This is a genomic window from Bradyrhizobium sp. (genome assembly GCF_016462955.1).
Taxonomy (GTDB): Bacteria; Pseudomonadota; Alphaproteobacteria; order Rhizobiales; family Xanthobacteraceae; genus Bradyrhizobium.
Genome location: NZ_JAEMSD010000223.1, coordinates 1 through 10,541, shown reverse-complemented (window position 1 = coordinate 10,541; position 10,541 = coordinate 1). Strand labels below are relative to the sequence as shown.

The 10,541-nt window shown below is 65.2% G+C and carries 5 protein-coding genes; 3 read left to right on the top strand and 2 right to left on the bottom strand.

All coding sequences use genetic code 11. The features are described from left to right. Positions 1 to 161 precede the first annotated feature (161 nt). Positions 162 to 1,964 carry a glycoside hydrolase family 15 protein gene (locus tag JHD07_RS21705; protein ID WP_291625618.1) on the bottom strand — a complete coding sequence of 601 codons (1,803 nt, stop codon included), beginning with the start codon at positions 1,962 to 1,964 and terminating at the stop codon, positions 162 to 164. 29 nt (positions 1,965 to 1,993) lie between these two features. Next, positions 1,994 to 3,955, bottom strand: a complete 1,962-nt coding sequence (malQ, locus tag JHD07_RS21700; protein ID WP_291625616.1) for a 4-alpha-glucanotransferase — start codon at positions 3,953 to 3,955, stop codon at positions 1,994 to 1,996. A 204-nt stretch (positions 3,956 to 4,159) separates the two neighbouring features. Between malQ and JHD07_RS21695 the strand changes: the two genes are divergently transcribed. The 3 genes from JHD07_RS21695 to JHD07_RS21685 form a co-directional block, all read left to right on the top strand. Then, a complete protein-coding gene (locus JHD07_RS21695; protein WP_291625614.1) occupies positions 4,160 to 6,106 on the top strand; it encodes a maltotransferase domain-containing protein in 1,947 nt (648 codons plus the stop codon). An 11-nt stretch (positions 6,107 to 6,117) separates the two neighbouring features. Continuing rightward, positions 6,118 to 9,411: a maltose alpha-D-glucosyltransferase gene (gene treS / locus JHD07_RS21690; protein WP_291625612.1), complete on the top strand. Its 3,294-nt coding sequence runs from the start codon at positions 6,118 to 6,120 to the stop codon at positions 9,409 to 9,411. Continuing rightward, positions 9,404 to 10,541, top strand: a 1,138-nt coding sequence (locus JHD07_RS21685) for an alpha-amylase family glycosyl hydrolase (RefSeq protein ID WP_291625611.1), incomplete at its 3' end; no start/stop codon positions are given. The genes treS and JHD07_RS21685, both read left to right, overlap by 8 nt.

The following is a 10,541-nucleotide window of genomic DNA, read 5'->3' as shown; positions in this document are numbered from 1 at the left end:
TCTCCCGCTTGCGGGAGAGGTCGCCGCGAAGCGGCGGGTGAGGGTTCTCTCCTCTTGGGGGTTCTCGCCCAGCGGATAAAGCCCTCTCCCCAGCCCTCTCCCGCAAGCGGGAGAGGGAGCGCACCTTCCTCGTGGCGGCAAAAGAACCTCGCGGCTCTTGCCTACTGCTTCGACCGCTGCATCGCAGGCTTTTCGCTGTTTTGCCTAGCCGCCGAAAGGTTCTGTGCGGTGTTGATCAGCGCGATGTGGGTCAGCGCCTGCGGGAAATTGCCGGTCTGTCGGCGGGCCACGGAATCGTATTCTTCGGCCAGCAGCCCGACGTCGTTGGCGATGCCGACCACGCGGTCGAGCAGAACTTGCGCCTTGTCGAGATCGCCCGAGAGCACATAGGCATCCGCGAGCCACAGGGTGCAGGCCAGGAACGCGCCTTCGAGCGGCGGCTGGTCAGGGGGAAGCTCGCACGGGTCGTGCCGCAGCACGAAGCCGTCCTGCATCAGCCGCGTCTCGACGGCGGCGATGGTGCCGCGGATGCGCGGATCGTCCGGCGGCAGGAAGCCGACGGCCGGCAGCAGCAGCACGCTGGCGTCGAGCATCTTCGAACCATAGGACTCGACGAAAGCATTTTCCTCCGCATCGAAGCCATTATTGCAGACGTCGCGATGGATCGCGTCGCGCAAGACACGCCAGTGCACGAGTGGCGCCTTGAAGCCGAAGGTCTCGGCGCTCTTGATGCCGCGATCGAAGGCGACCCAGGTCATCACCTTGGAGAAGACGTAGTGCTTGGGCTGGCCGCGCCGCTCCCAAATGCCGTGATCGGGCCGGTCCCAAACTTCGGCCAGATGCTTGAGCACGGCACGTTCCAGCGTCCAAGTCTCTTCGTCCAGCTCGAGCTTCGCCATGCGCGATTGGTGGAAAGCGTCGATCAATTCGCCATAGACGTCGAGCTGCAGCTGCGCATGTGCGGCATTACCGACGCGCACCGGCTTCGCGCCCTCATAACCGTCGAGCCAGCCCGCTTCCCATTCCAGCAGGCGCCGCTGGCCCCAGATGCCGTACATGATCTGCATGTTCGCCGGTGAACCCGCGGCGGCGCGCAGCAGCCAATTGTGCCACGCCAGGGCTTCCTCAGTGTAGCCCGAGTTCATCAGCGCCAGCAGCGTGAAAGTGGCATCGCGCAGCCAGCAGAAGCGGTAGTCCCAGTTCCTGCCGCCCCCGAGCTTTTCGGGCAAGGAGGTGGTCGGTGCCGCGACGATGCCGCCTGTCGGCGCGAAGGTCAGGGCCTTCAGCGTGATCAGCGAACGGAGGACGAGCTCCTGATAGTCGCCGTCGCGGGTGCAATGGCCGGACCAATCCTCCCAGAATCTTTCGGTCTCCCGAAGCGCCAGTTCGGGATCGATCGGCGCGGGCGGGTCGAGATGCGAGGGACCGTAAGCCAGCACGAAAGGCACCGTCTCGCCTGCCTTGACCTCGAAGTCCGAGACGGTGGTCAGATCCTCGCCGCGGGTCTCGACCGGCGTGCGCAGCACCGTCATGTCCTGGCCGGCTACGGCCAACAAGGAATGGTCGATTTGCCGCACCCAAGGAATGTCGGCACCGAAGCCGAAGCGGATGACGAGCTCCATGCGCATCTTCACGGTGCCACTGATGCCGCGCACCAGCCGCACGATGTCGGACGCTTGGCCGCGCAATGGCATGAAGTCGATCAGCGCGACGGTGCCGCTCTTCGTCTCGAACCGCGTTTCGAGGATGAGGGTATTGCCGAGATAGCGCCGCGAGATGGTGGCTGCACCCTCGCTGGGCGCGATCAGCCAGCGGCCGTTCCTGTGCGTGCCGAGGATGGCGGCAAAGCAGGCGTCGGAATCGAAGGCGGGCCAGCACAGCCAGTCGATCGAGCCGTCGCGCCCGACCAGCGCCGCGGTCTCGCAATCGCCGATCAGCGCATAGTCCTCGATCTTCTGAGACAATGTCGTTCGAACCTTGCAAGCCCCGCCGATCAACTCCCGCCGTTCAACGACCGTTCCCGCGTCGCCGCTCGCAAGGCCGTGAGGTCGACCTTCGAGGCGATCTTGTCGAGTGCGACAGGAAGACGCTGGCGCCAGTTCGGATGCTCGTCGATGGTGCCGGGAATGTTGGGCTGGTCGACCACGCCGAGCAGATCCTCCAGCGACACCGCAAGCAGCCGCGACGGCGTCCGCGACAGGAAGGCGAGCACCGAATAGAGATCGTTCGCCCTGATGCCGTTCTGCCGCAGGATCTCGTCGAGCCTGCCGAGCGCATCCCAGCGCGCCTGGTCGGTCTCGCCGGGATCGAGCCCGAGCGAGCGCTTCATCCTGAGATCGCCGAACGAGCGCCAGCCGGCATAGGTCGACAGGTCGTGCGTGTTCAGCGTGACCAGGGCGTTGGGCCGGTAGTGGTCGACATTGCGAAAATGGCCGGCATCGTCGCGCTCGAACATCATGACCAGATAGGACCAGATGCCGAAATCCTGCATCGTCTCGCGGAAACCTTGCGGCACGGTGCCGAGATCCTCGCCGATCACGATGCATTTGTGGGCCGCGCTCTCGCAAGCCACCGCCGCCAGCAGCGCCTCGAACGGCATCTGCACATAGGCGCCGTTGTCGGGCTTGAAGCCGCGCGGCACGAGATAGAGCCGTTTCAGGCCAAGAACGTGATCGAGCCTGATGGCGCCGGCATGACGCATCGAGGCCGCCAGCATGTCTGCGAACGGCACGAAGGACTTCGCCTCTAAGCCACCGGCGTTGAAGCCGGCAAGACCCCAGTCCTGGCCGATGGTGTTGAGCACGTCGGGCGGCGCGCCGACCGCGAGATGGCGGGAAATCGCGGTCTGCTCGTTCCAGGCATCGAAGCCGTTGGATTGCACGCCGACGGCCACGTCGAGATAGAGCCCGACGCGCATGCCGAGCTGGCTGGCGAGCGCCTTGGCGGCATGGAGCTGGCTGTCCGCCGTCCATTGCACGAACTCGACGAACTCGATCTCGCGTCTATCAGGACCCTTGCGCAGCCCGGCGCACTTCGCCTCGTCCGGCTGCTGCCATTCCGCCGGCCATTCCCACCACGGCCCGGCGAAGCGATGGCGCAGCACCTCAAAACAGGCAAAGCGCGACAACAGCGGCGCGCGGGCGGCACGGAAGTCCTCGAACGCCTTGCGGCGCGCCTCGCTCGCGCTCGTCACGAAACTGTCGAAGGCGGCGCGCAGACCGCGCCATTTCAGCGCCGCCATGTCGGTATAGGGGACGCGATCACCCTCACGCAGGCGGGCCGCGATCGCGGCCGCGTCGGGCACGAGCTCCGCCGAGAATTCCGGGATGGCCTCGACGTCGATATAGAGCGGATTGAGGAAGAGCCGGCTGTTCGGCGAATAGGGGCTGCAGTCGGCCGGATGGTCGTCGAACAGCACGTGCAGCGGATTGAGCCCGACACCGTCGGCCCCGAGCTGCTTGGCGAGACGGACGAGGCCGGCGAGATCGGTGAAATCGCCCATGCCCCAATTGCGGTCCGAACGGACGCTGTAGAGCTGCACGGCGAGCAGCCAGCCGCGGTCGAAATCGCCGCCGAAGCAGCGTTCCGGCGCCACGATCATCGGCACCTCTTCGCTCACCCCGCCGGCATCGGTCAGCGTCAGGCGGTAGTATCCCAGCGCCAGGCCGTCGGGCCAGGCGATGACGGGTTCGCGCGTCTCGCCTCGCGCGATCACAGTGCCATTGTCGGTGATCTTCCACTGCAGCGGTGGGACGCCCAGGGCGGCCAATTCGGTGCGCGGATGTCCCAGCGCACGCACAACGACGGGCGCGCTGACGAAGCGGTAGACCCGCTTCTCCGGCAGGGCGTCGAGGATGGATTTGAGCGCCTCGGGCGCGGTCACCCGCAGCTTGCCGAGGGCGTCGACGAATTCGGATTGAACGCCCTTGGTCCGGGCTTGAGCTAAAAGATCCATTCGGCACGCAGCTTGCAGGCCATTGTCCGGCCAGGGTTATTGATTTTAACAAAGTCGCGGAAGAGGTTAGCCAGATTTAACTCGCAGACTGCGCTTGCCGTTCCCCAGGGAACCAATGACACACAAGCGGCTTTCTATCATGGTACCAGCGTGGGTTCCCCGACAAGGGAAACGGGCTCCTGCTTTCTTGTCAATGGCATCACCGTGAACAAGACAATTCAAACTGTCGAGAGTGCTGCGGCCGGCGGCGCTTTCCTGATCGAGGACGTCTATCCCTCGATCGACGGCGGCCGCTTCGCCGTGAAGCGGATCGTGGGCGAACCGGTCGAGGTCTGGGCCGACATCTACCGCGACGGCGAGGCCGTGATATCGGCCGCGCTGATCTGGCGGAAGGAGCAGGAGCGCGAATGGCGGAGCGAGCCGATGACCCATCACGGCAATGACCGTTGGTCCGGCGCATTCGCGCCCCCTGAGCCCGGCCAATATGTCTACGCGATCGAAGCCTGGACCGACGAGTTCGCAACCTGGTCGCACGCGGTCGCGCGCAAGCGGCGCACCGGCGTCGATGTCAGCCTCGATGCGCTCGAAGGCGCTGGCCTTTTGACCAAGGCGCATGGCGCGGGGCAGGACGCCGCCGCGATCATCATCAGGCAATGCGAGGATTACTTGCGGAACGGCGACGTCGCCGCGCTGCTCGCAACCGAGCTCGGCGAAGCCATGGCCGGGAGCCAGTCCCGGCCCGACCTGACGCGCTCGCAGCACTTCCCGCTGACGATCGACCGCGACAGGGCGCGCTTCAGCGCCTGGTATCAGATGATGCCGCGCAGCCAGAGTGCCTTGCCGGGCCGGCATGGCACGCTGCGCGACTGCATCGCGCGCGTGCCCGACATCGCCGCCATGGGCTTTGACGTGCTCTACTTCACGCCGATCCACCCGATCGGCCACACGAGCCGCAAGGGCCGCAACAACGCCCCGGTCGCGGGCGCCGGCGATCCCGGCTCGCCCTATGCGATCGGCTCGGCCGCGGGCGGCCACGATGCGCTGCATCCCGAGCTCGGCACCATCGAGGATTTCCGCGCACTGGTCGCCACCTGCCTCGAATACGGCCTCGAGCTGGCGCTCGACTTCGCCGTGCAATGCTCGCCCGACCATCCCTGGCTGACGCAGCACCCGGAATGGTTCAAATGGCGGCCAGACCGCTCGGTGCGGACGGCGGACGGCCCCTATTCCGACATCGTCATCCCCGATTTCGACTCCGTCGACAGGGCCGGGCTGTGGAACGCATTCCGCGACGCCATGCTGTTCTGGATCGACCATGGCGTGACCATCTTCGCCATCGACAATCACGACACCGCGCCGCTTGCGTTCTGGGAGTGGCTGATCCGCGACATCCGCCGCCGTCATCCCGAGGTGATCCTGTTCTCCAAGACCTATGCACGGCCGAAGCTGATGAAAGGCCTCGCCAAGCTCGGCTTTGCGCAATCCTTCACCTATTTCCCCTGGCGCACCTCGCGGTGGGAGCTGGAGCAATATCTCGGCGAGCTGACACGTCACCCGGAGCGCGATTTCTACCGTCCGCACATGTTCGTGAACACGCCCGACCTGTTGCCCTATCACCTCCAAAGCGGCGAGGCTTGGGCGTTCAAGTCGCGCATCGCGCTGGCGGCGACGCTGTCGGGCAATTACGGCATCCATAGCGGCTTCGAGCTGCTGGAGCACGAGGCGATTCCGGGCCGCGAGGAATATCTGGATTCCGAGAAGTACCAGATCAGGCAGCGCGACTGGAACAAGCCCGGCAACATCAAATACTACATCGCCGCGCTCAACCGCATCCGCAACGAGAATCCGGCGCTGCAGCAGACGACAAACCTGCGCTTCCTCGGCATCGAGGACGGCGAGACGATCGCCTTCGTGAAGGAGGCGACCGATCCGTCCGACATTGTCGTCACCGTGATCGCGCTGTCGCGCCATCCGCGCGAATGCTGGCTGCCGCTCGGCGACGTCACCGTCGACGCGGGTGGGCGGCGCCACCATGTGACGACACTCGAAAACCTCCTCACCGGCGAGCAGTCCGGCATCGAATGGGGCGGGATCAAGTTGCGTATCGATCCCGACCGCGATCCGGCACTCTTGTTCCGCTGCCTGGCGTAAGGGTTCACGCCATGAATGTTCTGTCTTCCGTCGACACCAAGAAGATCGAGGCTGCCGAGATCGTGGATGAGCTCTGGTACAAGGACGCCATCATCTACCAGCTCCACGTCAAGGCCTTTGCCGACAGCAACAATGACGGCATCGGCGACTTCGCCGGGTTGACCGAGAAGCTGCCCTATCTCCAGGAGCTCGGCGTCACCGCGCTGTGGCTGCTGCCGTTCTACCCCTCTCCGGGCCGCGACGACGGTTACGACATCGCCGACTACGGCGCGGTCAATCCCGATTTCGGGACGATGAAGGATTTCAAGCGCTTTATCCAGGAAGCGCAGAAGCGCGGCTTGCGCGTCATCACCGAGCTCGTCGTCAACCACACCTCGGACCAGCACAGATGGTTCAAGCGCGCGCGGCGCAGCCATCCGGGCTCCAGCGCCCGCAACTGGTATGTCTGGAGCGACACCGACCAGAAGTACCAGGGCACGCGCATCATCTTTACCGACACCGAGAAGTCGAACTGGACCTGGGATCCCGAGGCCGGCGCGTTTTACTGGCACCGCTTCTTCTCGCACCAGCCGGATCTCAATTTCGACAATCCGCGCGTGGTCAGCGCCATCATCCAGGTGATGAAGCGCTGGCTCGATGCCGGCGTCGACGGCTTCCGGCTGGACGCCATTCCCTATCTGTGCGAGCGCGAGGGCACCTCGAACGAGAACCTGCCGGAGACGCATGCGATCATCAAGCGGCTGCGCCAGGAACTCGACGCGTATTCAAAGGGCAAGCTGCTGCTGGCCGAGGCCAACCAATGGCCCGAGGACGTGCAGGAATATTTCGGCCGCGGCGACGAATGCCACATGGCCTACCATTTCCCGCTGATGCCTCGCATCTACATGGCGATCGCGCAGGAGGACCGCTTCCCGATCACCGACATCCTGCGCCAGACGCCCGACATTCCGGCAAGCTGCCAATGGGCGCTGTTCCTGCGCAACCACGACGAGCTGACTCTGGAGATGGTCACCGACGTCGAGCGCGACTATCTCTGGACCACCTACGCCAACGATCCGCGCGCCCGCATCAATGTCGGCATCCGCCGGCGCCTCGCGCCGCTGATGGACAACGACCGCCGCAAGATCGAGCTGATGAACTCTCTGCTGCTGTCGTTCCCGGGCACGCCGATCATCTATTACGGCGACGAGATCGGGATGGGCGACAACATCTATCTCGGCGACCGCAACGGCGTGCGCACGCCGATGCAATGGAGCCCTGACCGTAACGGCGGCTTCTCGCGCTGCGACCCGGCCCGGCTCTACGCCCCTCCGATCATGGATCCCGTCTATGGGTACCAATCCGTGAACGTGGAGGCGCAATCGCGCAGCCTGTCATCCCTGCTCAGTGCCACCAAGCGACTGATCTCCGTGCGGAAGTCGACGCTCGCCTTCGGCCGCGGCACCATGACCTTCATCCGCCCGGCCAACCGCGCCGTGCTTGCCTATGTCCGGCAGTACCGCGACGAGGTGATCCTCTGCGTCGCCAATCTCTCGCGCGCCGCACAGGCCACCGAGCTCGACCTGTCGCCGTGGAAGGACCGCATCCCCCAGGAGATGCTCGGCCGCACGCGCTTCCCCGCGATCGGCGAGCTGCCCTACATGATCACGCTGGGACCTTACGGCTTCTACTGGTTCCAGCTGCAGGAGCGCGACAAGTCCGAGCCGGTGACGCCGCGCGCCGTGCCGGAGTTCGAGACGCTGGTCGTGCCGGTGAACTCCAACTGGGTCTCGCTCGCCCGCGAGCGCGGCGTGTTCGAGCGCGACGTGCTGCCGGGATTCCTGGCGCGGACGCGCTGGTATCCCGAGAACAATCCCAAGCACATCCGGACCACGCTGACCTCCGCGGTACCGTTCAGCGACATCGGCGACAACCGGCCCTGGATCGCGTTCTTCGAGACGACGCGGGACGAGGTGACGACGCGGTACGTGATGCCCATGCAGATCGAATGGGTGCGCTTCGACCGCGAGCGCTTCAACCCGAAGGCGCTCGCCGCCGTCCGCCAGGGCGCACGCGAAGGCACGCTGCTCGACGTCGCGACCGACCAGATCTTCATCGGTCTGTTGCTGCGAGGTCTGTCGCAAAACCTGGTCGTGGACGAGAACAATCTGCGGCTGGAGTTCAAGGCGACCAGCCGTTTTGCCGACTACACCATCAAGGAGCCCGAACGCATCCGCGCGATCGAACAGTCGAACAGCACCGCGCTGGTCGACAACAAGTACGTCGCCAAGATCTATCGCCGGCTCGAATGCGGCATCAGCCCCGAGATCGAGATCGGCTACTACCTGACGGAGGTCGCCAACTTCCCAAATACGCCGGCACTGCTCGGCAGCGTCGAGCTGGTCGAGGGCAACCAGCGCAGCGCGCTCGGCGTGCTGCATGCCTGTGTCGAGAACCAGGGCGACGGCTGGACCGTCACCACCGGATATCTCGACCGGTATATCGACGAGCAGCGCGTGGCGCCGGCCGACGAGATGCCGCGAGAGACCCAGGAGCAGGCGCCCTATCTGCATTTCATTGCACAGATCGGCCGGCGGCTCGCCGAGCTGCATGTCGCTCTCGCCGCGGCAAAGCCCGATGATCTCGCCCCCACGCCGATCGACCCCGCCCAGATCAAGGCCGCGCTGTCCGACCTCAAGGCGCGGGCCGGGCGGGTTCTGGAGCGGTTGGCCGACAGCCGCGACGGGCTGCGGGAGACGGACCGGCCCCAGGTCGACCGGCTCATCGGCGCGCGCGCGGAGCTGTTCGACCGGCTGAATGCGCTCTTGCCATCCGACATCGACGGGTTGAACATCCGTCATCATGGCGACTTCCGGCTCGGGCAAACTCTGATCGTGAAGGACGATATCTTCATCATCGACTTCGACGGCGATCCGCGTGAACCGCTGGCCAACAAGCGCCGCAAGGCGCCGGCCGCCCGCGACGTCGCCGGCCTGATCCGTTCGATCGACCTTTCAGTCCATGCGGCGCTGGGCCGCGCGCGTACGGGCGGTTCCGACGAGCAAGACCGGCTCGTGGCCGCGCTCGACGAATGGCGAGAGCGCGCCACCGCGACCTTCCTGTCCGCCTACCGCGAAGCCATGACCGACCGCAGGCTATGGCCGAAGGATCGGCCGTGTGAGGACGGCCTGTTGAAACTTTACCTGCTTGATCAAGTGTTCGACGAACTAGAGTACGAGCTGTCCCACCGGCCTGAGGGGCTCCATGCGCCGCTAACCGGACTGCTTCGCATTCTGTCCAGTACCGAGAGCGGAGCCCATGCCTAAATTGCCTGCCGAAGCCTATGCCATCATCGAAGGCCGCCACTCCGACCCCTTCCACTATCTCGGGCTGCATCCCGAAGGCGGCAAGAGCGTCGTGCGCGCGTTTCTGCCCGAGGCCGTCAATGTCGAGGCCGTCGGCGAGCACGGCGAGGTCGCCCCGCTCGACCGCGTCCACGACGCAGGCCTGTTCATCGGCTCCCTGCCCAACGGCTCGAAGCACTACCAGCTGCGGGCAAAATTCGGCAACGACGTCGTCGAGTTCGAGGATGCCTACCGCTTTCCGCCGATCCTGACGGATTTCGACCTTTACCTGCTCGGTGAAGGCACCCATCAGCGCATCTACGACAAGCTCGGCGCGCATCCGATGCGGCTCGAGGGTGTCGACGGCGTCGGCTTCGTGGTGCTGGCGCCCAATGCCAGGCGCGTCTCCGTGGTCGGCGATTTCAACTTCTGGGACGGGCGGCGTCACCCCATGCGGGTGCGCGGCAACGGCTATTGGGAATTGTTCATCCCGCATGCGAAGTCCGGCGATCACTACAAGTTCGAGATCATCGGACCGCATGGCCATCTGCTGCCGCTGAAATCCGACCCGCTGGCCTTTGCCAGCGAGCTGCGCCCGAAGACGGCCTCCATCGTGTTCGACGAAGCGCATCTGCCGCGGCCGCGCCCGGCCCCCGACGGCATCAATTCACTGTCGGCCCCGATGTCGATCTACGAGGTCCATCTCGGGTCGTGGCGGCGCAAGGACAACAATGAATGGCTGACCTATCGCGAGCTGGCCGAGCAGCTGCCGGCCTACGCCCGCGACATGGGCTTCACCCATCTCGAATTCCTCCCGGTCAGCGAGCATCCCTTCGACGGCTCCTGGGGCTATCAGCCCACCGGCCTTTATGCGCCGACCAGCCGCTTCGGCACGCCCGATGATTTTGCTGCTCTGGTCGATGCCTGCCACCGCGAGGGCGTCGGCGTGCTGCTCGACTGGGTGCCGGGCCATTTCCCGGACGATCCGCACGGGCTCGGCCATTTCGACGGCACCTCGCTCTATGAGCACGCCAATCCGCTCCAGGGCCGCCATCTGGACTGGGGCACGCTGATCTACAATTACGGCCGCACCGAAGTGACGAACTTCCTGG

Excerpts from the sequence above, each read along its gene's own strand:
- malQ (WP_291625616.1), bottom strand. The coding sequence starts at position 3,955 with ATGGATCTTTTAGCTCAAGCCCGGACCAAGGGCGTTCAATCCGAATTC.
- treS (WP_291625612.1), top strand. The coding sequence starts at position 6,118 with ATGAATGTTCTGTCTTCCGTCGACACCAAGAAGATCGAGGCTGCCGAG.